Source organism: Ulvibacterium sp. (assembly GCF_965228935.1).
In the GTDB taxonomy this organism is placed as follows: domain Bacteria; phylum Bacteroidota; class Bacteroidia; order Flavobacteriales; family Flavobacteriaceae; genus Ulvibacterium.
In genome coordinates this window covers 5,544,833-5,567,326 of sequence record NZ_OZ245846.1, presented here as the reverse complement: position 1 = coordinate 5,567,326, position 22,494 = coordinate 5,544,833, and the positions used below count along the sequence as shown (strand labels likewise).

Below are 22,494 nucleotides of genomic sequence, written 5' to 3'. Positions count from 1 at the left end.
TTCGTGTATGAAAATTAGAGGTTATCCCTTGCTGTTGCTTTTGGGATTTTTGAGTCTTGCCCTACATTCCCAAAAGCTCAAAAGAACCGAAAAGAAAATCATCGCCTCGGTTGAAAGGAACAACACCGCTGCTATCGATTTTTTGGAAAAAGTGGTCAACATCAATAGTGGCACCCTCAATTTAGAAGGTGTTAAAAAGGTAGGCGAAGTTTTTCAGAATGAATTTGATGCCTTGGGTTTTAAGACCACTTGGATTTCCATGCCGAACGAGATGAACCGTGCGGGACATTTGTTCGCGGAAACCTCGGGAAACCAGGGCAAAAAACTACTTTTGATAGGCCACTTGGATACAGTATTCGAAGAGGATAGCCCCTTTCAGACGTTTACAATGGTCAATGATAGCATTGCCCATGCACCGGGTGGCAATGATATGAAGGGGGGCAATGTTATTGTTCTTTATGCCTTAAAGGCCTTAAAGGAAAACGGGTTATTGAACGATGCCCAAATAATTGTGGCATTTACTGGTGATGAGGAAAGTACCGGAAAGCCCTTGGAAATCAGTCGAAAGGACTTGATAGAGGCCGCAAAACGTAGTGATATCGCCTTAGGGTTTGAAACTTCCACAGGATTTAATTATGCAACCGTAGCCCGTAGAGGAGCCTCGGGTTGGGAATTAAAAACTACGGGCCAACGGGCCCATTCCTCAGGTGTCTTTAGTGAAAGAACCGGGGCCGGGGCCATTTTTGAGATGTCCCGTATCCTGAATGCGTTTTATGATCAGGTTAGAGGGGAACAATACCTCACCTTTAATCCAGGGGTTTTACTGGGGGGCACCTTTATTGATTATGATATAAAAACGGGTAAGGGCGATGCCTTTGGCAAAAGTAACGTGGTAGCACAGACCGCCATGGTCAAGGGAGGGCTCCGGTTTATGTCCGAGGAACAAAAGGAAAGGGCACGGAGTAAAATGCGTGAAATTGTTGCCAACCACTTGCCCAAGACTACAGCCGAAATTAGCTTTACCGATAGTTATCCGGCCATGGAACCTACCAAGGGAAACCAAAAACTCTTGCAGCAATTGAACCAGGTGAGCTTGGATTTGGGCCAAGGTGAAGTGTTGGCCTATGATCCCGGAAAACGCGGAGCCGCGGATACCTCCTTTGTTGCGGAATATCTGGATTGTTTGGACGGTTTGGGCACTATGGGCTCCGGGGCACACACCCCTGAGGAAACGGTAAACCTAAATACGATCGAGGCCTTGACCAAACGCACGGCAATTTTAATCTATAGGCTAATAAACCAGTAACCATGATCCAGCTACAATTCGAAAACCAACGGGCCAAAATCGATGCCGGGGAACTCATAGGTTATGAGGTGGATGGTCATGAATTCATCCATCAAAAGGGAAGTCCCGGTTGGAGAAGCTCCGATACCGAGATGTTTCCTATAATCGGACCTACGGCGGAAGCGGGTTTTAAAGTTACCACCCCTAAGGGCGAAGCGGTACAAGACCAACACGGATTGCTTCGGGAAATGGAATATAGCCTAGGTTCCCAATCCGATGCCAAGGCGCTGTTCAAAAAAGAATATGTGGCGGGTGCCATGGTCAAGAATTCAAAATACCCGAAAAAATCCAGCGAGGCAAAGCTGTCCTGGCCCTATAATTTTCAATTTGAGAAGCACTTTGCACTTACTGACAAGGGATTGGAAATCACTTTTGCAATTTCCGGAGATGCGGCTATGCCGTTTATGTTGGGCTATCATCCTGCCTTTAAATTGTATTCAAAGACCCCAACAATAAATACAGGCACCAAGGTCATTACGTTACCTGAAATCCTGGCTGTTGGGAGCAGGGCATTACAAGTTCCCGACCGTAACGAAATCATTCTAAAAGATGTGAGGGGATTACGCATCAAGACCCAGGGCTTCGAACATTTTATGTTATGGACGGAGGTTCCGAATATGGTTTGCATAGAACCCATTACATTTTACCCCTATGCTGTGGATCAGAAAGATTTACATCAAGGATTTTATCACCTAAACGGTAAAAAAAAGGAATTTAAAATAGCTATAGTTCCGATATGATCAACGAAGCCTTACATCAAAACTACGGGTATCTCTTTGAGCCGGAATTGCTCGAAGAGATTAGCGAAGTAGCCTTTTATAAGAAAGTACGGGAAGGGGAACTCTTAATGGACATTGGCCAGTCCATTACCCATATGCCGTTGCTGCTCAACGGTGCGATCAAAATACTTCGGGAAGATGAGAAAGGGGACGAATTGGTGCTCTATTATATTGAAAGGGGAGATACCTGTACCTTGACTTTTTCCTGTTGCATGGGTAAAAATACAAGTGAGATTCGAGCTGTAGCGGAAACGGATACCGAACTTTTCATGATTCCCGTAGAACAACTGGAAATCTGGATGGCGAAATATCAAAGTTGGCGCGAGTTTATCCTGGACAGTTATCATATTCGGGTAAAGGAGCTTCTGGAAACTGTGGATACCTTGGCCTTTATGCGAATGGATGAGCGACTCCTAAAACATTTACAGGACAAAGCCAAAGTAAACCATAACGAGGTTATCTCAACCACCCATCAGGAAATTGCGTATGACTTGAATACTTCTAGAGTGGTTATTTCCCGATTGTTGAAAAAACTGGAAAAGGAAGGAAAAATACAGATGCACCGAAACCAAATAGAGGTATTGGAGCTTTAATAATACGACCTGCCATGGCAGGGCCTGACACCATACTTTACAAAAGGGGTGACGGAAGGGCAGGAAAAAATAATTTACATATGCCAAAACAATCTCAAAGTATAATTTTTAGAAAACCCTAGACTCTCCCATGAAAAAGACCTTGACCTTGCTTCTCGCCTTCATCTCTATCACTCTAAACGCCCAGAATACTATGAACGATTCCCTTCCTTATGCCACAATACCGGATGCCCCTGAGACGTTCACTGCCGGTACGGTGGTCTCCAGGATGATAGATGGGCTTGGTTTTCGCTACTATTGGGCCACGGAAGGACTTACGCCGAACGAATTGGAATACCAACCGGGCAATGACGCCCGTACTATCGCCCAAACTATGGATCATGTGTACAATCTTTCATTGACCGTTTTACGATCGGCCCAAAAACGACCGCGGGATTTCTCCGAGAAACAACCGTCAATGAATACTGATGAAAAACGAAAAAAGACTTTGGAAAACCTGGCCGAGGCTAGTGTCCTGTTCAAAACTACGAAAGACTTGGTCGAGCACAAAGTCATTTTCGTACGGCCCAAGGGCACTTCTGAATTTCCAATTTGGAACCAGATCAACGGACCTATTGAGGACGCCGTTTGGCATGCCGGGCAGATAGTTACACTTCGTAGAATTGCGGGTAACCCGATAAACCCCAAAGTAAACGTGTTTTTAGGGAAGTTGAATGATTGATTTCAGAAGACTGGGCACGGTACGGAAATGAAACCATAGCTTAACATATACTGTTTTTGGTATTTATCCACAAGGCATTAGGCAAAGAAAAGAACTCCTGTACGACTTTTTTATGGGATACAGGTCCTTGACTAAAGTCTTGACCCTGATAATACTTTTTGAACCTGATGGCCCTTAGATTTGGTTCCGGTATTTTTAACTATTTTCGTTGGCAATGCTTCATAGGTCAAGGTGGGAAAAGCTGCTTTCAGTTCATTTTTTATGGTTTGGGCAATACTCCTTTCAGGGTGCAAGGATTCCAATATAAAAAGGAAAAGGTCTTCAGAAAGGCCCGCGGCCGTGGTTCGGTTTGCGGCTTTACCGGAAACGATCAGATCACCTAAGGATAATCCCCTCACACCGGAAAAAGTAGAATTGGGGAAGCTTCTTTTTTACGATCCCATCCTTTCGGGCAATAAGGATGTGGCCTGTGCCACTTGCCATCACCCGAATACAGGTTACGCCGAGTTTTTGGATATTTCCATGGGTGCCAATGCCCATGGATTGGGTAGTAAGCGCAGGTTTAATGTTCCCAATGACATCCCTTTTGTAAAACGCAATGCACAGACCATTATTAATACTGCCTTTAATGGTATGGATGTATACAATAATTATACGCCGAAAAAAGCCTCTATGTTTTGGGACGATCGGATACAAAGTTTGGAAAAGCAGGCGTTGGAACCGATAAAGGCCCTGGAGGAAATGAGAGGTCGTGGGCATTCCGTGGAAGGAATATTGGAGGTGGTCGTGGAACGCTTAAAGGAAATACCGGAGTACCAAAGGATGTTTACGCTTGCCTTTGGGGAAAACGAAGCCATTTCCAAAGAAAACTTGGGAAAGGCCATTGCCGCCTTTGAACGTAGTCTGGTCACCAACAATTCCCGTTTTGATCGATATATGCGGGGGGATAAGGAAGCCATTCTTATCTCGGAGCAAGAAGGCTTTGAACTGTTTAAAAAGGTAGGTTGTGCCAATTGCCATAACGGCCCTATGTTCTCCGATTACAAGCCGCATGTCCTTGGGGTGCCCGAAAACAGGAAACTGCAAGTTCCTGATGCGGGAATCGGGGACAGTTTTGCCTTTAGGACCCCCACCTTGCGCAATCTTCGCTTTACGGCACCGTACATGCATAATGGTAGTTTAAAGAGTTTGCAGCGCGTACTCGAATTTTATGAGGATATTGCCAATGGGAAGGAGCGAAATCCCCATGTGCCCAAAGAAAAGTTTGACCCCTTTGTTCGTGAACTGAAATTGAGTGTCAAGGAAATGTCGTTGATCATTTCCTTCTTGAACACCTTGAACGATGATAGTTTTGATAAAGTGATTCCCCAGTCCGTACCCAGTGGCCTTCCCGTGGGCGGCAATATCGATTAGATCTGGTCAGTCGGTAACCTGGGTTACTTGGCCATTGTTCTTTTATTGGTACATTTGATCCATGCAGCGCTTCTTTCCGTTCTTGCAATGGTTACCAGACTATAACAGAGATTGGTTGACCAAGGACCTAATGGCCGGACTTACAGTGGGCATTGTTCTGATTCCCCAGGGGATGGCCTACGCGATGATTGCCGGGCTACCACCCGTTTATGGACTCTATGCCTCCCTGGTTCCACTGCTGATATATGCCTTTTTAGGAACTTCCAGACAACTAGGGGTTGGCCCGGTAGCCATGGATTCCTTGTTGGTCGCTGCCGGTTTGGGCGCTATGTCCATTAACGGTATGGAAAACTATATTGCAATGGCTATTTTCATGGCCTTTTTTGCGGGGGCCATCCAGTTGATTTTAGGGCTTTTGCGCATGGGCTTCTTAGTGAATTTTTTATCCAAACCGGTCATTAGCGGTTTTACCTCGGCAGCTGCCATTATTATCATTCTCAGCCAATTAAAACACCTTCTGGGGATTCCTGTTGAAAGTAGTAGCCATTTAAACGAGTTGATTGTTAATGTTTTGGAAGAAGTAGGGCAGACTAATTTAATGGACTTTACCATTGGAGGCATAGGAATTTTAATTATCCTTTTGATAAAAAAATGGAGTCCAAAGATTCCGGGTATTCTATTAGTGGTACTACTGGGGATTCTGGCTGTCTTTGTCTTGCAACTGGAATCTTATGGCGTTCATATCGTTGGGCGTATTCCCAAAGGCTTGCCGGATTTTCGGATACCTCGGATCAGTCTGGAAAACATACTCGATATCTGGCCAATTGCACTTACTTTGGCCTTGGTAGGATATACGGAGGCTATTTCCATAGGGAAGTCCCTGGAAGGGAAAAGTGGAAAGGAGACCGTGAACGCTAATCAAGAACTGGTGGCCTTGGGTTCAGCTAATTTGATAGCATCGTTTTTCCAGTCCTATCCCGTAACGGCTAGCTTTTCACGTTCGGCGATTAATCAAGAATCCGGTGCAAAAACTAATTTGGCATCTATATTCAGTGTGATTCTAGTTGTAATTACCCTTCTATTCTTAACACCGATATTCTACTATTTGCCCAATGCCGTACTGGCCAGTATCATCATGGTTTCGGTTTTTGGGCTGATAGATGTAGCGTATCCCAAAATGCTTTTGAAATATCGTAAGGACGAGTTTGCAATTTTGGCCGTCACTTTTCTAATTACCCTTTTCATTGGCATTCCCCAGGGTATTTTGATCGGCGTGCTGTTTTCATTGGGATTGATGGTCTATAAGAGCTCCAAACCTCATTTTGCGGTTTTGGGCAGGATTAAGGAGTCCGATTATTATCGAAATATAGACCGATTTGGTGATGAAATCGAGGTACGCGACGAGTTGCTCATCGTGCGTTTCGATGCGCAGTTGTATTTCGGTAACAAGGATTATTTTAAAAAACAATTGTACAAACACATCAAAGCCAAGGGGAAGGAATTGCGGGCAGTGATACTTAATGCCGAACCGATGAATTATATCGACTCGACGGCCACTCAGATGTTGGTACGGATCATAGAGGAATTACATCAAAGGAATATTCAGTTTTATATGGCAAGGGCAACAGGACCTACCCGGGATATTATTTTTAGTAGCGCCCTTATCGATGTTCTTGGGAAGGAATTTCTTTTCGCACGGACCACTGAGGCGGTGGATTACTTTGATCGTATAAAGACCCCGACGGAACTGGAAGAAAGGGTAGCCTATCAAAATTTGACAAAGCGTAACTAAGGTTACGAAAGATTGCTATAAATCGCCGTACTTTTGCCGTGAAGCTTGTAACAGCACTATCGATTTGAAAGGAGATAAAAAATGACACTATGAACATAGAACAGATATATACCGGGTGTTTGGCCCAAGGTGCCTATTATATAGAGAGCAATGGGGAAGTTGCCATTATAGACCCCTTAAGGGAGGTTGAACCCTACTTAAAAAGGGCCAAGGAAGACAATGCCCAGATCAAATACGTTTTTGAGACCCATTTTCATGCAGATTTTGTGAGTGGGCATATCACCCTCGCCAAGGAGTCCGGTGCTTCAATTGTTTATGGACCTACTGCCAAGCCTTCCTTTGATGCCATTATAGCCGAGGATGGGCAGGAATTTCATTTGGGGGAGTTGACCATTGTCGTTTTACATACACCTGGCCATACCATGGAGAGTGCCACCTATCTTTTAAGGGATGAAAAGGGAAAGGACCATGCCATTTTCTCAGGGGATACCTTGTTCCTTGGGGACGTGGGAAGGCCTGATCTTGCCCAAAAAGCGGCCAATATGACCCAGGAGCAACTGGCCGGACTATTGTATGATAGTCTCCGGGAAAAAATAATGCCCTTGGCGGATGATGTCATTGTATATCCGGCACATGGTGCAGGATCGGCCTGTGGAAAAAATATGATGAAAGAAACTGTGGATACATTGGGCAACCAGAAGAAGATAAATTATGCCCTTCGCGCTGATATGTCCCGGGAAGAATTTATTGATGAGGTAACGGAAGGATTGCTTCCTCCGCCAAAATACTTTCCCCATAACGTAAGGATGAACAAGGAAGGGTATGAGGATATTGATGACGTTCTGGAACGGGGTACCAATGCGCTTTCACCGGATGCCTTTGAGACTGCGGCCAATGAAACCGGGGCCATAGTTTTGGACGTACGTCATCAAGATGAGTACGTAAAGGGACACATTCCTCGTTCCATATTTATTGGGTTAAATGGAGATTTTGCTCCATGGGTAGGGGCTTTGATAGCGGATACCGCACAGCCCATTCTCCTATTGACCCCTGAGGGCAAAGAGGAAGAAACCGTTACGCGTTTATCCCGCGTGGGCTTTGATAAGACCTTGGGTTACTTGGATGGCGGCTTTGAAGCATGGAAAAAGGCCCAAAAAGAGTTCGATACCATTGTTTCCGTATCCGCTGATATTGTAAAGGAAAGCCTTGAAGACAACAAGGTTCCTGTCTTTGATGTCCGTAAGGAGAGCGAATTTAAATCGGAACATCTATTGAATGCGGAAAATACACCCTTGGATTTTCTTAATGACCACATGGCCAAGTTTCCTGGGGAAGAGACATTCTATGTGCACTGTGCAGGCGGGTATCGTTCGGTAATTGCGGCATCGATTCTAAAAAGTAGGGGCATCCATAATCTGATAGATATAGCTGGCGGATTTGGGGCACTAAAAAAGGAAGGTGCCGCCGTAACCGATTATGTTTGTCCTACAACGCTTTAGTTTGTTTTTAGGTATGGCATGATGAACATCATGGCATTCCCTGAGCGGTGTCTATAACTTCGTGTCCATGAAATTGAGCAAAGCCGGTAAATTTTTTTTGGTTTGCCTTATATGTGTCGGTATCGTTACCGCAATAGTATTCGTAGTTGAATCAATAAAAAAAACAATTTGAGATGAAACGAACATAAATTTTTTTAATCAAAAGTTATATATATCGGAATGATTAAAATAAATTTATGAGAGAACGAGTGCAACGAGTGGTCGCATGGGTTCTTAAATTTTTAGATAGATTATTTACAGTTAGTTAAAAATTTTAAACACATGAAAAAAAATATGGGAGGTACCGATAAGGTTGTTCGTATTCTATTGGCCGTGGTGGCCGGACTTTTGGTCTATTTTGAAGTAGTGCAGGGAACATTTTCCTATATCCTATTGGTGTTGGCGGCCATTTTTGTTTTGACCAGCCTAGTTAGTTTTTGCCCATTATATGGCATCTTTGGTTTAAATACCTGTGGCCTTAAAAAATAGTCTGCTAAAATAGGTCATAGGATTTTAGGGAAATTCCGGTTTATTGATTTATATCATGTTTTGAGAAATTCCTAAAATTTATTTTTGCCTCAAAATCATCAAACCTTTAAAAAATGCAAACATTACTTCCCTTGGTGAATTGGAGCAATGGCATTGTAATGATCGGGGTTTTTGCCCTTGTGGTCATTGCTTTGATAGCGATATTGGTCAGTTTTATGAACAGTGGCAAAAAGGATGAAACCCAAACCTGATTCCCTTTTTTTGCTTTTCTCCTTCCTACGGTATCACATTTTATAAGCATTTCATTGCTTTTGATACGAATGTATTAATTCTTAATCCGTATCTTTCCGAATCCTATAAATGTTAATAAAATCTTAATATTTTAGGAAAATCAGAGCAAACTAATACGTATATTTAACAAGAATTACTTTACTTGAATGTTTAAAAATTTTATTGAACGAGTAGGGGTAATGAATTGTATCTTACTTCTGGTAGTACTTTCCATTATCGTTGTCTCGGAATATCTATTTCTAAGCGGAAAAAAAATGGATGCCATTTTCGTAGCGTTTTGGGCACCGACCATTTTGGGTTTTATGAATTATTTAAAGTATAAAAAGTAGTGGATTTTATTTTGATATATTCCATTTTTGTAGCCATCATATTTATGGTATGGCTTCTTTTCATAATTCGCATGTACCGAAAAATGGAAGATTAGATACGGATACTATCCGTGAAATACGATTCCACCAATATTTTTTCCTCCGTTTTATTCAGAAAGGACGTAAGGATACCCTGAACTTCCACGGTGTCTTTTTGAGGCAATAGGAAGGTCTCCAAATCCTCGAACGAACTTATATCAACCTCCTTTTCTATAAACCCATAACCCAAATAGATGTCGTTGCGTACCAAAACAAATGCATCCTCCGTTGCGGTCCTACCTTTTTGTTTGATAATAAAGTCCGTTTTTTTGGAAGTGATATGTGCAATGGCCAGTTGTACCTTTTCGTTGTATGCGGATATGGACTCCGTTCCCCGACATACCCCTTCACAGGAGGAAACACGATAGTGATTACAAGTTTTCACATTTTCTTGCAAATGGCAATACTTGGGACAAAGGCCAAAGGTCTTGCACAATTCCTCCAAATACAATCTACAATTTGTCGGACTGTAAAAAGTGGCTAAGGCATTCGGCGCCATCTTCAGATGATTAAAGGCGAGATGCAGGATACCTTTCCGGTCTTCATAACAAAAAATGCCATAAGGGCGTAAATTTCGTTTTTGAGATCGGTTGTATTCCGGATAATGTTTTTTGATGGCGGCAGATTCCATAAGGAGCGCTAAAAGATTACCACCGGAAAGTTCAAAATCGATGTGGTTGGTCTCCCGGCACATTTGTACCTCTTTGTCGGCCTTGTCATAAAAATGGCTCAATACCCTTTTTTTGATATTTATGGCCTTCCCGACATAGATAATTTTCCCTTTGGCATTTTTAAAATAGTAGATACCGGGTTTGGTAGGCAAATTTTCAAAAACGTCCTTGGGAAGGGATGGGGGCAGGGTAGCTTCCTGTGAGCGGGCGTTGAGGAATGCTTTAAAGACCTTTTCCGCTCCCTGGGCTCGTAACAGTTTTTGGAACAACAATACCGTGGCATGGGCATCTCCTCGCGCCCTGTGCCTATCTTTTAGAGGTATATCGAGCGAAGTACATAGCTTTCCCAAGCTATAGGAGTGGTAACCGGGAAAGAGTCTTCTGGATAGGCGTACCGTACATAACTTCTTTCGAACAAAATCCAGACCAATTTCCTTGAACTCGTTCTTAAGGACATTATAATCGAAGTTAACGCTATGGGCCACAAAAATGCAATCTTTCGTAAATTCTAGGATAACAGGGGCCAAAGCTTCAAAAGTAGGCGCATCGCGCACCATTTGATTGTCAATTCCGGTCAGTCCCGTAATGAAATAAGGAATCTCACATTTCGGATTTATCAAGGAGGTAAACTCGTCCACAATGGCATAACCGTCATATTTGAAGATGGAAATCTCGGTGACCCTGTTTCCCTTTATCCCGTTCCCGGTCGTTTCTATGTCTATTACGGTATACACAACTTGCGATTATTAGTACAAATTCCCCATTTTTAGGAGTGCTGGTGTCCAGTCTTCCAGAGGTTGTCGGGCGGTTATCCCATATGAATTTCCCTAGGGGATTGAATCCCTAAAAATAGTCGATTTTCCCCACATCTACCCGCACACAAAAATCATTTTTTACATTTGTTAGGTTACGAAGTACTTTCCGGACATGGACCTAATTCTTGTACTTACCATAATTTCCGTTACCCTTTTTACCTTATTGGGGCTCTTTCTTTTGGTCACGAAAAAAGGGAATGGAAAGGCCAATGGACTTCTGGGCCTATTTTTTTTGCTATGGGCGCTGGATTTTTTGGATGGTGTGCTGTTGCTTAAAGGTTTTTACCTCAACTATCCACATTTTGCTTTATGGGCGGAACCTTTTATTTTGTTATATGGCCCTTTGTTGTATTTCTATACCCTTCAGCTTACATCGCCCAAGAAAACATTGAATTCTCTCCAGTTATTCCATTTGATTCCCTTTTTCGTCGGGATTCTGGCCATGGTACTGGTGTACCATGTGCATCCTGTGGACAAGAAACTGGAAATATTGAACAGTATCGTAGGTATGGAACAGGATTTTCGGTCTCTAGCGGGCTTCGCATTGGTGTATATTCACCTTTTCTATTATATCCATATTTCCAAAAAAGAGATCAAGAGCGTAACCAAGGATGTGGAATGGTACTATTCCCAACGGTATTTGGTTTGGCTGGATAAATTGTTGAATGCCCTTATCGTTGTTCTTCTGATTTCTATAGTGAATGGAATATTTCAATACAGCTCCCTAAAAACGTATTTCGAAATAAGTCTGATTATCGTATTGATATTGGTCTGCCTATTTATAGTAAGACTGATTCTCAATGCCCTGGACGAACCCTTTATTGTTCCCAAATCGGAGGGAGTGAAAAGGAATTCGGGAATCCTGCTGGATTCTAACGAGTCTGAAGAGATTTTTACCAAAATTCAAGAGGCTCTAAAAGAGAAGCGTTTGTTCATGGAATCGGACCTTACCTTGGGTCATCTTTCCGAGGCCATAGGCAGTACCAGTAGAAAAGTGTCCCAAGTTATCAATGATAGAATGGGCCATAGTTTTTTTGACCTCATCAACACCCATCGTATAGCCGAGGCAAAAAGAATATTCAGGGAACGCAAGGATCCCAAACTTACGGTGCTGGAGGTGATGTACGAGGTAGGCTTCAATTCTAAATCCTCGTTTAATACCCAATTCAAGAAAAAAACGGGTCTTACGCCATCCGAGTTCTTAAAGCTGAATGCCTAGCGTTCAACTTTCTACAGGTGCAAACTCGAACTTATAAAAAAGGGTTCGACTTCGTTCAATCGGTCGCCGGACTCCTTTCCATGTTTAAAATTTGTGGTGAAACCATAAAACAAGTATCATGGAAAAAGTATTCGATGTAAACGAAGACCAGATTACCTTAAAAAGACAATTGTGGTACCATTTTTATCCGGGTATCGCCATAACCTGGGTATACATTCTCATTAGCAAATATCTCGTAGATCTGGGCTATCCGGGATTGACCGCCCTTTTGTTCGTGGAAGTTTTTGTATTGGCACCCATCGGTATGGCCCATTTGACCCATAAGGGATATCGACTGAACGGAAAATTCTCCCTAAAAAATGTCATTGCCTTTACACAAAAGCTTTCAACGGGGCAGTATATCAAATGGACACTTATCGGTATTTTGGGATGTACCTTAATTTATGTGCCCCTGTACCCCTTGGGATTATTTCTAAAGGATCGTGTGTTCCATTGGTTGCCGCAATGGTATTTTGATCCAGGCTTCGGTACCTCCGATATGGATTTGATCGCCAAGGTTTTCCTAATAGGTATTTTTATCGACGGCATTGTAGGGCCGGTAGTTGAGGAACTTTTCTTTAGGGGATATCTCCTGCCTAGAATGGCCTATCTTAAAAAATGGGCTCCCATACTCAACGGAGTCCTATTCGGACTCTATCACTTCTGGCAACCCCATAATTATCTCGGCATTATCGGGGTAGGTATTATAATCAGCTATGTGGTCTGGAAAAAGAAGAACGTATATCTCGGGATAGCCATTCATTGTACACTTAATATCCTGGGTGCCATAGGTGGTTATCTCGCTGCAAGCGTGGGAGAGTTGATCGTGCGTTAGACCACGGAGCAAGTGAAATTGAGGTCGCCGCGTTTTTGACGAAGAATAATAAAACACTTTCTGTGCTTCACCCAAGAGATAACTTATTCAGTATTTTCAAATTGAGAAGGGTATCCTATTTTTGGATACCCTCCTTTTTTTGATAGGTACCTTTAGTAAAAACGGAATGATATACAATGTTTGTGTATTTTTAAGCCAAATCCAACACAGATGAATTTAAAAAAATACAGTATCCTTGGAGTGGGATGCCTTGGGTTGCTGTTCTGTTCCATCGCTTGTAAGGAAAAACCGGAACCTATCGCCGAAAACCTGAAAAAGCGACCCAATATCATTTATATCCTGGCGGACGATTTGGGATATGGCGACATTGGGGCCTTCAATCCGGACGGGAAGATAAAGACCCCCAATATTGACAAGCTGGCGCAGGGAGGCATGAAATTTACGGATGCACATAGCCCGTCCGCGGTTTGTACACCCACACGATACGGAATCCTTACAGGCCGCTATAGCTGGCGTAGCCCTTTAAAACAAGGGGTGTTGACCGGTAAATCCAATGCCTTGATCCCGAAGAACAGGACTTCGGTGGCATCGCTCTTAAAAAAGGGAGGCTATGAAACCGCATTTATTGGAAAATGGCATTTGGGTTGGAATTGGGCGGTAAAGGATTCCAATAACATTGGAGGCGACGGTTGGAACCCTGAGGATTTTGATAATCTGGATTTTACCAAAACTGTGACGCATACTCCCAATGATTTGGGTTTTGATTATGCCTATGGGCATTCGGGTTCCTTGGACATGGCCCCTTACGTCTATGTGGAGAATGGAAAAATTACTTCAAAAGTTGATGGGGTAACCGAAGATACCGGAAAATATACCTGGTGGCGAAAGGGACCTACGGCTTCCGATTTTGTCCATGAAGAGGTGACGCCCAATTTTTTCCAAAGATCCATCGATTATGTAAAGGACAGGTCTTCGGATGACAACCCTTTTTTCCTTTACCTGGCCTTACCTTCCCCGCATACCCCCATTTTGCCCACCAAGGAATGGTTGGGAAAAAGTGGGTTAAATCCATATGCCGACTTTGTTATGATGATTGACGATTACGTGGGACAGTTAATGAAGGCACTCACCGAATCCGGGATTGAAGACAATACCATGATTGTTTTTACGAGCGATAACGGTTGTTCGCCACAAGCGGATTACGAGATTTTAGCAGAATTTGGGCATGATCCCAGTTATATATATCGCGGTCATAAAGCGGATATTTATGAAGGAGGGCACCGAGTACCCTTTATTGTAAAATGGCCGGGTCATGTTGCTCCTGGTTCCGTTTCGGACAGAACGATTTGCCATACCGATTTATTGGCTACCTGTGCCGATTTGATTGAGGTACCCCTTGGTGCCGATGAGGGGGAAGATAGTTTTTCCCTCATGCCTCTGTTGAAGTCCAACGACAACGCACATGGTCGGGAAGCTACGGTACACCATTCCGTAAATGGAAGTTTTGCCATCCGAAAAGGGGATTGGAAACTCATTTTTTGCCCCGGATCGGGAGGCTGGAGCGACCCCAAACCCGATTCTAAAGGGATTGATGAATTACCCAAATTTCAGTTGTACAACCTAGCGGAGGATGCTTCCGAACAACAAAACCTATATCCGGATCATCCGGAAAAAGCGGAAGAATTGCAGAAGCTTATGGTATCCTATATCGAGAATGGAAGGAGTACTCCGGGAGAAAAACAACCCAATGCACCGCGGGACTTAAAAGGCGAATTGTGGAATCCGTTATCCGTAGACGCCTCATTTGGGATTCCGGAACCGTAAATCGAGATAAAAAAACAATGATTCGTAAAGTACTTTTATATTTCGGGTTTTTATCCTTGATCCTAGCTTCCTGTGAATCCGAAGAGTTGTCCGAGACCCCTCCAAACATTGTGTTGTTTTTGGTTGATGATATGGGCTGGCAGGATACTTCGGTTCCTTTTTGGAAGCAAAGCACCCCCTTTAACGCCCGGTATAGAACTCCCAGTATGGAACGTTTGGCGCGGGACGGGATGAAGTTTACCCAGGCCTATGCCACCCCGGTTTGCTCGCCCACCCGTATTAGCCTGATGACGGGGATGAACGCAGCCAGACATCGGGTAACCAATTGGACGTTGGAAAAGGACTCCATAAAGCGAATGGAAAAGAATCATCCCGACTTAATTTTTCCCTATTGGAATGTCAACGGTATGAGCCCGGTTTCAGGAGATAGTCTTGCCGTACATGCAATGCCCCTGCCTCAAGCTTTGCACGATCAGGGGTATTTTACGATTCACGCGGGCAAGGCACATTTAGGAGCGATTGGGACACCGGGAGAGGAACCTTTAAATTTAGGATTTGATGTCAATATTGCAGGCCATGCCGCCGGCGCCCCTGAAAGCTATTGGGGCACCGAAAATTTTGGCAATGGGAAGAAGGGTAAGGAAGTTTGGGCGGTTCCCGGCCTGGAAGCCTATCATGGCAAGGATATCCATTTAACGGAAGCTATCACCCTAGAAGCTTTGAAGGCCATTGATTCCGTTGCGGCCACACGGCAGCCTTTCTTCCTCTACATGTCCCATTATGCCGTACATACCCCGATTATGGCCGATCAACGCTTTATGCAGAAGTATTTGGAAAAAGGACTGGATTCCATTGAGGCGAAATATGCTTCCATGGTCGAGGGAATGGACAAGAGTTTAGGCGATATCATGGACTACTTGGAGCTAAAAGGACTGGAGGAAAATACCATAATCCTTTTTATGTCGGATAACGGTGGATTGAGTGCGCATGCCCGTGGCGGTGAACGCCATACCCATAACAAACCTTTGGCGAGCGGTAAAGGTTCCATGTACGAAGGAGGCATCCGGGAACCCATGCTGGTCAAATGGCCGGGGAGAACAGAGCCTGGATCCAAAACGGACTATCAGGTCATCATTGAGGATTTTTATCCCACTATCCTGGAAATGGCCCAAATTGACAGTCTACAAACGGTACAGAAAATCGATGGTGAAAGCTTTGTAGAAGTCTTGGTAGGAGAACGGGAATACAAGGGAGTCCGCCCCTTATATTGGCACTACCCCAACGAATGGGGTCCGGACGGTCCGGGTATTGGCGCGGCCAGTGCGGTACGCAAGGGGGATTGGAAATTTGTCTACTTCCATGCGGATCGGCGAATGGAACTGTTCAATTTAAACCAGGATATTGGGGAAACCAAAAACGTGTTCGATGAGAATCCCGAAAAGGCCAGGGAATTGGCGGGGACATTGACGAATCACTTGAAATCCGTTCAAGCCCAAATGCCCATTGACAAAAAAACAGGGGAACAGGTAGAATATCCGATTGAACTACTACAGCATGAATAAAACCTGTTTTTTGTTACTTGGGGCGTTCTGGGTCGCTTCCTCAGTCGGCTATGGCCAGGATAAAACAAAATCCAAGGATTGGCTTATTGATAATACTGACTATACCGCTGAAATATTTACAAAGACGGACCGTATTATTTTGGACAATGGGCTGGTGCGTCGTGAAATTAAATGGGCGCCGAATGCAGCCACAGTGGAATTCAAAAATCACGTTACCGGTGAGACTATGCTCAGAAGCCTACTACCGGAAGCAGAGGTTACCCTAAATGGAAAAACGTATCCGATTGGCGGATTATATGGTCTAAGGGAGCACGGTTACCTTATGGAGGAATGGCTGAACGATTTAAATTCTGATCCAGATGCATTTCAATATCTGGATTATGCGATTCGGCCGATAAGACCTAAATTAAAATGGAGTGGCAAGAAACGCCTTCATATGGCGGAGAAAATTGTTCCGACTGGAAAAGAGTTGACGTTGAGGTTTCAACATACTTCTCCGGAGTTGGAAGGGGTGATGGTGAAGGTACACTATGAAATCTACGACGGTATTCCCCTGATTTCAAAATGGATCGTTGTTCAAAACAATTCTTTGGAAACCTTGAACTTGAATAGTTTTAAAAGTGAGCTTTTGGCCTATCCGGAAGTTGAAAATCCGGTAGAGACCCCAAATACTTGGAAACGCCCGAATCTACATGTTGAAAGCGATTATGCCTTTGGAGGATTTACCTCGGGGGAATCCAATGTGACCACCTTTTGGGAAACCGACTCCACCTATACCTCCCAGGTCAATTGGAAAATGGAGACCCCGTGTTTGTTGGTCAGTCGATTGCCTGTTGGGCCGAATATCGATTTAAAAAAAGGGGCCACCTTTGAAAGTTTCTGTACCTACGAATTGTTATTGGATGGAAATGATCGGGAACGAAATACCTTGGCTATGCGAAAAATGTATCGCCTGCTCGCACCTTGGTCTACGGAGAATCCTATTTTTATGCACTTGACCACTACGGATGAGGATGAGGTAAAGGGAGCCATAGATCAATGTAAGGCCACGGGTTATGAAATGGTAATTCTGAGTTTTGGCAGTGGCTTGGATATGGAGGACAACAGTCCGGAGAATATTGTAAAATTCAAGGCCTTAGCGGATTATGCCCATGGCAAGGGAATTGAATTGGGAGGGTATTCCTTGTTTTCCAGCAGAAAAATCGCGGATTCCGTTGATGTAATCGATAAGAAAACAGGAAAACCAGGTGGAGCCAAATTTGGAAATGCCCCTTGTCTGGCCTCGGAATGGGGATACGATTATTTGGAGAAGATCAAATATTTTTTGGAGCGTACAGGCTTTGATCTTTTGGAGCACGACGGTCCTTACCCCGGGGATTATTGTGCCTCTACTACACATAAATTCCACAAAGGATACGAAGATTCACAATGGCAGCAATGGAGCATGACCAAAGCATTTTATCATTGGCTGCGGGAAAGGGACATTTACCTCAATGCGCCCGACTTCTACTTTTTGCAGGGATCCAACAAATGTGGTATTGGATATCGAGAGGTCAATTGGTCTTTACCCCGGGCGCAACAACTGGTTTTGGGAAGACAGAACATTTATGACGGTACTTGGGAAAAGGCCCCTTCTATGGCATGGACCTTTGTTCCGCTCACCGAGTATCACGGGGGTGGTGCCGCCGCTACTTTGGAACCTTTAAAAGATCATTTGCCCGCCTACAAGGCCCACATGGTCCAGAATTATGGATCCGGTGTACAGGCCTGCTATCGTGGGCCCCGGCTTTATGATACCGAGGCTACCAAATCGCTGGTCATAGATCAGATCCGTCATTACAAAAAGTATCGTAAAATTCTCAATGCAGATCTCATTCATTTGAGAAGACCTGATGGCAGATCATGGGACGGTTTTATGCACGTTGACCCAAAAGGGGAACATAAGGGGTTCGTACTGTTGTTCAACCCGACCACAAAGGATATCAAGGAGAAAATAACCATACCACTATACTACACGGGCTTAATGGATTATGCCGCTGTACTGGATAAGGACGGAATAGAAAAAAGATATGAACTGGATAGAAACTTTGATGTTACCCTGGAAGTTGCCATTCCGGCAACATCATCCACATGGTTCGTAATACGTTAAAGAGATGAATATGAAACTATATCAATTTTTGTTGCTTGTGGTTTGGGTCGGGGCAATTTCATGCTCCAGGGTACAGCCGCCGACTCCGGTAGGCCCCACCCCTTCCGAACGGCAATTGGCCTGGCAAAATTTGGAGTACTATGCCTTTATCCATTTCAATATGAACACCTTTACCGACATGGAGTGGGGCACAGGGGGTGAATCCCCCACACAGTTCGACCCTTCGGAATTGGATGCCATGCAATGGGCCAAAGTGGCCAAGCAGGCAGGGATGAAGGGTATCATTATTACGGCCAAACATCATGATGGCTTTTGTTTGTGGCCTACCAAAACCACGGAACATTCCGTTGTGAATTCCCCTTGGAAAAATGGTCGGGGCGATCTATTAAAAGATCTTTCCGAAGCCTGTAAGGCCTACGGCCTTAAGTTTGGGGTATACCTATCCCCCTGGGACCGAAATCATGCGGACTACGGTAAACCGGAATACGTAAAGATTTTCCATGAGCAACTACGCGAACTACTGACCGACTATGGTCCGGTTTTCGAAGTTTGGTTCGACGGTGCCAACGGAGGCTCGGGTTTTTATGGTGGTGCCAATGAAACCCGTAAAATAGACAATAAGACCTACTACCAGTGGGACAAGGCCATGGCTATAGTCAGGGAACTACAGCCGGATGCGGTTATTTTTAGCGATGGAGGTCCCGATATCCGTTGGGTGGGCAATGAGGAAGGTTGGGCCAATGAGACCAATTGGAGCATCATGCGACGTGACGAGATTTACCCGGGCTGGCCCCGGTACAAGGAATTGCGCTCCGGCCATGAGGACGGGACACATTGGTTGCCCGCCGAGGCCGATGTTTCCATCCGCCCGGGGTGGTATTATCATCCAAGGGAGGACCATCAGGTAAAGGGTTTACCTCATTTGCTGGACATTTACTATAAATCGGTTGGAAGGAACGCCTCCCTATTATTGAACCTTCCCGTAGATACCAGAGGTCTTGTCCATGAGACAGATGTACGGCAATTAATGGCCCTTCGTAATCAACTGGACAAGGATTTTGCGAATGATCTTGCCAAAGACCTAAAAATATCGGCCACCGACGAACGCGAAAATGGTTCCGAGTTTTCTGTGGAAAAGACCGTTGATGGTAATCCGGAAACCTTTTGGTCCACCAATGACGGTGTTGCTAGTGCATCCCTTACCCTTACGTTTGACAAACCGACCGAAGTGAATCGAATTTTGCTTCAGGAGTACATTCCCTTGGGCCAACGTGTACAAGATTTTAGCTTGGAGGCGGAGATTGATGGAGGGTGGGTCGAAATGGATAGGCAAACCACTATAGGGTACAAACGCATCCTGCGCTTTGAAACGGTGCAGGCAACGGGAATTCGAGTTAATTTCTTGGAGGCCAAGGGACCGTTGGCCATCGCGAATCTGGAATTGTATCGCGCACCGAATCTTTTGGTGCCACCAGAGATCAAAAGAGACCGGCAGGGTCTGGTTACCCTTAAAGTCCCGGACAGTGCCGTCGAGATTCACTATACATTGGATGGAAGAGAACCTTCTACAACTTCCCCAAAATATTCCGATTCATTTCTTTTGAATTCCCCTGCTTCTATCAAGGCAATGACAGTTGATCCCAGCACTGGAGAACATTCCGTCGCTTCGGTAAAGCGTTTTGATATCGCTAAAAAGGATTGGAAAATAGTCCGGGTCTCATCGGGAGATCTGGGCCAAGCTAGTGCCGGTATTGATGACGACCCCGACACCTTTTGGGCCACGGACGAAGGTGTGGACGCTCCTCAGGAAATTGTTATCGATCTGGGGAAAGTATATGACTTGACCGGTTTTACCTATTGGCCCATCCAGGAACGGTATCCTTTTGGTATCATTACGGCCTATGAATTCGCTACGAGTAGGGACAATGCAAACTGGAAAATTACCGCCACAGGGGAATTCGGCAATGTGGTCAATAATCGTATCGAGCAGCGGGTAAATTTCAAGACCACAAAGGCGAGGTACATTAAGTTAAAGGGACTGAAGGTAGACAACCCCGACTTTAGGACTTCATTTGGGGAGGTAGGCGTATTGACGGTTCCATAGAAAACTGTTTTGTTTTCGTAAGAACACCCTTCCCATATTTAACTGCTTTTAGAATGGTACACGAATTGATTGAGGAATTTTTTATGTTGAATAGCTGGGAAGCATGCCATTTAAAGGACTCGACAAGGATTATTTTCTCAAATTAATGGGATAATAGACCGAAATATAACTAATTGCAAGCCTTTTCATAACTTTTTGATAACTATTTTATCAATAATAGAAAAAAATGGATATCTCGTCTTAGATTTCGTTTAAATATGGGTTCAAAATTGTATTTCGAGAAAAATCGTTCAAATGCATGATAGTTTGTAGCTCAGAAAGTGTAAATAATACTACTTTTATCTAAACATTATGTTGAATGCCCCAAGTTTACATTATGATGACTATTGCGATTCGATTTAGAAAAGTGCGTAGTACGGTCAGGGAACGGGGTCAATTTCAGCGAAGAACAAGGAAAATTTTGATTAAAACTGCTATAACCCCCACAAATTATGGCCCAAATTTCCTATTTATTTGACAATCTTTATTTTTTAATAACATGTTCGGTGGCGGCAACGCTATTGATTTCCTTTCGATTGTATCCCATTATTATCTATGTGGTGAATCGGAAAGGATTGATGGATGACCCGGATGAACGGAGTGCACATGCGAACAAGGTACCTACCTTGGGAGGTATGGGTTTGTTTATTGTTTTTTCCCTCACCATTATGTTATTGGGCGTTCTGGCTGATTTGTCCCGACCGGAACTACTAAAATTAGTGTCGCTATTGGCGGCTACCCTACTTTTGCTGATTATGGGGGTCAAGGACGATCTGGTGCTCATGTCCCCCAAGAAAAAATTGGTAGGCCAGCTTTTGGCGGCCAGTATGGTGATTTTTTTATCCGATGTCCGGATTACCCATTTTCAAGGACTATTGGGGGTTGGGGAGTTACCGTATTGGGTTTCTGTAGGTTTCACCTTTTTTGTATTTATTTTGGTCATCAACGCAGTTAACCTGATTGACGGTATCGATGGTCTGGCCGGATCTATAGCCATCCTGTCCAGTGTTACCTTCGGTATTTTCTTTTTGCTTAATGAGCAGTACCTCTTATCCTTGGTTTCCTTTGCTTTAACAGGCTCCGTAATCGGTTTTTTGTATTATAACCTATCCAATACCCAAAAGCTTTTTATGGGTGATTCGGGTTCCTTGTTGATCGGTTTTTTATTGACCTATCAAGGAGTTGCTTTTCTAGGGGTCAACGAAAATGCCTTGGCATCCATGGCTGTTCCAAATGCACCTATATTGCTTTTGGCCATTTTGTCCTATCCATTATTGGACACCTTACGGGTTTTTAGCATTCGGGTTTGGCAAAGACGCAGTCCGTTCAGTGCCGATCGCAACCATATCCACCATCGCCTTTTGGATTTGGGCAATGCCCACGAGCAAGCTACGCTAATTGTTTGTGTTTGTAACCTTTGTATTATTGGTCTGGTGTTTTTAATGGGCGATTTGAATATCAATGTTCAACTCGTTGTTAGCGTTTTGCTAGGTTCGTTCCTATATCTGTCCCCATTTCTAAAGGTTTTTGAGAAACACCGGCCTCAGTTACCCGAAATAAAGGATAACGACAGGATTTTAAAAAATGAACCGGGAATTCCGATTGAAAACCATGGATCCGTCCCAAATGTACCTGAGACTTCCGAGGCGTTTCAAATGGAAAAATCTACGGCGGATAATGAACCTCCCTCATTGGATTTACCTGTCTCCAATCATTATATTAGTGGGGCAAAAGATTTTAAAGGACAGGATTTGCTTTCGGACAGAAAGTCGGATTCCAAAAAAGTTAAGACCATGGATTTAAAAAGAACCGGCGGAAGAATGCGAAAGCAATCCTAAGGGATACAAACCCTAAATTCGAAACAGCATC

18 protein-coding genes are annotated in these 22,494 nt (G+C 44.0%); 17 read left to right on the top strand and 1 reads right to left on the bottom strand.

Features of this window, described 5'->3' with window-relative positions:
* Nucleotides 1-7: 7 nt before the first annotated feature.
* From ACO06Y_RS23565 to ACO06Y_RS23520, 10 genes are all read left to right on the top strand, one after another.
* The gene (locus tag ACO06Y_RS23565; protein ID WP_422081533.1) at nt 8-1,306 is read left to right on the top strand and encodes a M20/M25/M40 family metallo-hydrolase; all 1,299 of its coding nucleotides are present in this window, start codon (nt 8-10) and stop codon (nt 1,304-1,306) included.
* A 2-nt stretch (nt 1,307-1,308) separates the two neighbouring features.
* Nucleotides 1,309-2,085: an aldose 1-epimerase gene (locus ACO06Y_RS23560; RefSeq protein ID WP_422081532.1), complete on the top strand. Its 777-nt coding sequence runs from the start codon at nt 1,309-1,311 to the stop codon at nt 2,083-2,085.
* Complete coding sequence (locus ACO06Y_RS23555) at nt 2,082-2,717, top strand: Crp/Fnr family transcriptional regulator (RefSeq protein ID WP_422081531.1); 636 nt, start codon at nt 2,082-2,084, stop codon at nt 2,715-2,717. Before ACO06Y_RS23560 ends, ACO06Y_RS23555 begins: the two co-directional genes overlap by 4 nt.
* Before the next feature lie 130 nt (nt 2,718-2,847).
* Nucleotides 2,848-3,438: a DinB family protein gene (locus ACO06Y_RS23550; RefSeq protein ID WP_422081530.1), complete on the top strand. Its 591-nt coding sequence runs from the start codon at nt 2,848-2,850 to the stop codon at nt 3,436-3,438.
* Between the two features lie 261 nt (nt 3,439-3,699).
* Nucleotides 3,700-4,851, top strand: coding sequence for a cytochrome-c peroxidase (locus tag ACO06Y_RS23545; protein WP_422081529.1), 1,152 nt, complete (start codon nt 3,700-3,702; stop codon nt 4,849-4,851).
* A 61-nt stretch (nt 4,852-4,912) separates the two neighbouring features.
* Nucleotides 4,913-6,643, top strand: a complete 1,731-nt coding sequence (locus ACO06Y_RS23540; protein WP_422081528.1) for a SulP family inorganic anion transporter — start codon at nt 4,913-4,915, stop codon at nt 6,641-6,643.
* Nucleotides 6,644-6,732: 89 nt separating this feature from the next.
* The gene (locus tag ACO06Y_RS23535) at nt 6,733-8,142 is read left to right on the top strand and encodes an MBL fold metallo-hydrolase (protein WP_422081527.1); all 1,410 of its coding nucleotides are present in this window, start codon (nt 6,733-6,735) and stop codon (nt 8,140-8,142) included.
* Nucleotides 8,143-8,463: 321 nt separating this feature from the next.
* Nucleotides 8,464-8,670, top strand: coding sequence for a YgaP family membrane protein (locus ACO06Y_RS23530; protein WP_422081526.1), 207 nt, complete (start codon nt 8,464-8,466; stop codon nt 8,668-8,670).
* A 113-nt stretch (nt 8,671-8,783) separates the two neighbouring features.
* Nucleotides 8,784-8,921 (top strand): hypothetical protein, encoded by a 138-nt coding sequence (locus ACO06Y_RS23525; RefSeq protein ID WP_422081525.1) that lies wholly within the window; start codon nt 8,784-8,786, stop codon nt 8,919-8,921.
* A 219-nt stretch (nt 8,922-9,140) separates the two neighbouring features.
* Nucleotides 9,141-9,290, top strand: coding sequence for a hypothetical protein (locus ACO06Y_RS23520; RefSeq protein ID WP_422081524.1), 150 nt, complete (start codon nt 9,141-9,143; stop codon nt 9,288-9,290).
* A gap of 91 nt (nt 9,291-9,381) precedes the next feature.
* On the opposite strand, the gene ACO06Y_RS23515 is transcribed toward ACO06Y_RS23520, so the two are convergent.
* Nucleotides 9,382-10,773, bottom strand: a complete 1,392-nt coding sequence (locus tag ACO06Y_RS23515; protein WP_422081523.1) for an exonuclease domain-containing protein — start codon at nt 10,771-10,773, stop codon at nt 9,382-9,384.
* Nucleotides 10,774-10,966: 193 nt separating this feature from the next.
* On the opposite strand from ACO06Y_RS23515, the gene ACO06Y_RS23510 reads away from it, so the two are divergent.
* From ACO06Y_RS23510 to ACO06Y_RS23480, 7 genes are all read left to right on the top strand, one after another.
* Complete coding sequence (locus ACO06Y_RS23510; protein ID WP_422081522.1) at nt 10,967-12,073, top strand: helix-turn-helix domain-containing protein; 1,107 nt, start codon at nt 10,967-10,969, stop codon at nt 12,071-12,073.
* A 118-nt stretch (nt 12,074-12,191) separates the two neighbouring features.
* Nucleotides 12,192-12,947, top strand: a complete 756-nt coding sequence (locus ACO06Y_RS23505; protein WP_422081521.1) for a CPBP family intramembrane glutamic endopeptidase — start codon at nt 12,192-12,194, stop codon at nt 12,945-12,947.
* Nucleotides 12,948-13,157: 210 nt separating this feature from the next.
* Nucleotides 13,158-14,771 (top strand): sulfatase family protein, encoded by a 1,614-nt coding sequence (locus ACO06Y_RS23500; protein WP_422081520.1) that lies wholly within the window; start codon nt 13,158-13,160, stop codon nt 14,769-14,771.
* A 17-nt stretch (nt 14,772-14,788) separates the two neighbouring features.
* On the top strand, nt 14,789-16,333 hold the full coding sequence (locus ACO06Y_RS23495) for a sulfatase (protein ID WP_422081519.1): 1,545 nt from the start codon (nt 14,789-14,791) through the stop codon (nt 16,331-16,333).
* Entirely contained in the window at nt 16,326-18,482 is a 2,157-nt protein-coding gene (locus tag ACO06Y_RS23490; RefSeq protein WP_422081518.1) for an alpha-galactosidase, read from the top strand. Before ACO06Y_RS23495 ends, ACO06Y_RS23490 begins: the two co-directional genes overlap by 8 nt.
* A 10-nt stretch (nt 18,483-18,492) precedes the next feature.
* Entirely contained in the window at nt 18,493-20,586 is a 2,094-nt protein-coding gene (locus tag ACO06Y_RS23485) for an alpha-L-fucosidase (RefSeq protein ID WP_422081517.1), read from the top strand.
* Between the two features lie 491 nt (nt 20,587-21,077).
* The gene (locus ACO06Y_RS23480; RefSeq protein ID WP_422081516.1) at nt 21,078-22,463 is read left to right on the top strand and encodes an MraY family glycosyltransferase; all 1,386 of its coding nucleotides are present in this window, start codon (nt 21,078-21,080) and stop codon (nt 22,461-22,463) included.
* The last annotated feature ends 31 nt before the right edge of the window (nt 22,464-22,494 follow it).

What these genes read in the sequence shown, in the direction of transcription:
- ACO06Y_RS23565 (WP_422081533.1), top strand. Translation starts at nt 8, where the DNA reads ATGAAAATTAGAGGTTATCCCTTGCTGTTGCTTTTGGGATTTTTGAGT.
- ACO06Y_RS23560 (WP_422081532.1), top strand. Translation starts at nt 1,309, where the DNA reads ATGATCCAGCTACAATTCGAAAACCAACGGGCCAAAATCGATGCCGGG.
- ACO06Y_RS23555 (WP_422081531.1), top strand. Translation starts at nt 2,082, where the DNA reads ATGATCAACGAAGCCTTACATCAAAACTACGGGTATCTCTTTGAGCCG.
- ACO06Y_RS23550 (WP_422081530.1), top strand. Translation starts at nt 2,848, where the DNA reads ATGAAAAAGACCTTGACCTTGCTTCTCGCCTTCATCTCTATCACTCTA.
- ACO06Y_RS23545 (WP_422081529.1), top strand. Translation starts at nt 3,700, where the DNA reads ATGGTTTGGGCAATACTCCTTTCAGGGTGCAAGGATTCCAATATAAAA.
- ACO06Y_RS23540 (WP_422081528.1), top strand. Translation starts at nt 4,913, where the DNA reads ATGCAGCGCTTCTTTCCGTTCTTGCAATGGTTACCAGACTATAACAGA.
- ACO06Y_RS23535 (WP_422081527.1), top strand. Translation starts at nt 6,733, where the DNA reads ATGAACATAGAACAGATATATACCGGGTGTTTGGCCCAAGGTGCCTAT.
- ACO06Y_RS23530 (WP_422081526.1), top strand. Translation starts at nt 8,464, where the DNA reads ATGAAAAAAAATATGGGAGGTACCGATAAGGTTGTTCGTATTCTATTG.
- ACO06Y_RS23525 (WP_422081525.1), top strand. Translation starts at nt 8,784, where the DNA reads ATGCAAACATTACTTCCCTTGGTGAATTGGAGCAATGGCATTGTAATG.
- ACO06Y_RS23520 (WP_422081524.1), top strand. Translation starts at nt 9,141, where the DNA reads ATGAATTGTATCTTACTTCTGGTAGTACTTTCCATTATCGTTGTCTCG.
- ACO06Y_RS23510 (WP_422081522.1), top strand. Translation starts at nt 10,967, where the DNA reads ATGGACCTAATTCTTGTACTTACCATAATTTCCGTTACCCTTTTTACC.
- ACO06Y_RS23505 (WP_422081521.1), top strand. Translation starts at nt 12,192, where the DNA reads ATGGAAAAAGTATTCGATGTAAACGAAGACCAGATTACCTTAAAAAGA.
- ACO06Y_RS23500 (WP_422081520.1), top strand. Translation starts at nt 13,158, where the DNA reads ATGAATTTAAAAAAATACAGTATCCTTGGAGTGGGATGCCTTGGGTTG.
- ACO06Y_RS23495 (WP_422081519.1), top strand. Translation starts at nt 14,789, where the DNA reads ATGATTCGTAAAGTACTTTTATATTTCGGGTTTTTATCCTTGATCCTA.
- ACO06Y_RS23490 (WP_422081518.1), top strand. Translation starts at nt 16,326, where the DNA reads ATGAATAAAACCTGTTTTTTGTTACTTGGGGCGTTCTGGGTCGCTTCC.
- ACO06Y_RS23485 (WP_422081517.1), top strand. Translation starts at nt 18,493, where the DNA reads ATGAAACTATATCAATTTTTGTTGCTTGTGGTTTGGGTCGGGGCAATT.
- ACO06Y_RS23480 (WP_422081516.1), top strand. Translation starts at nt 21,078, where the DNA reads ATGGCCCAAATTTCCTATTTATTTGACAATCTTTATTTTTTAATAACA.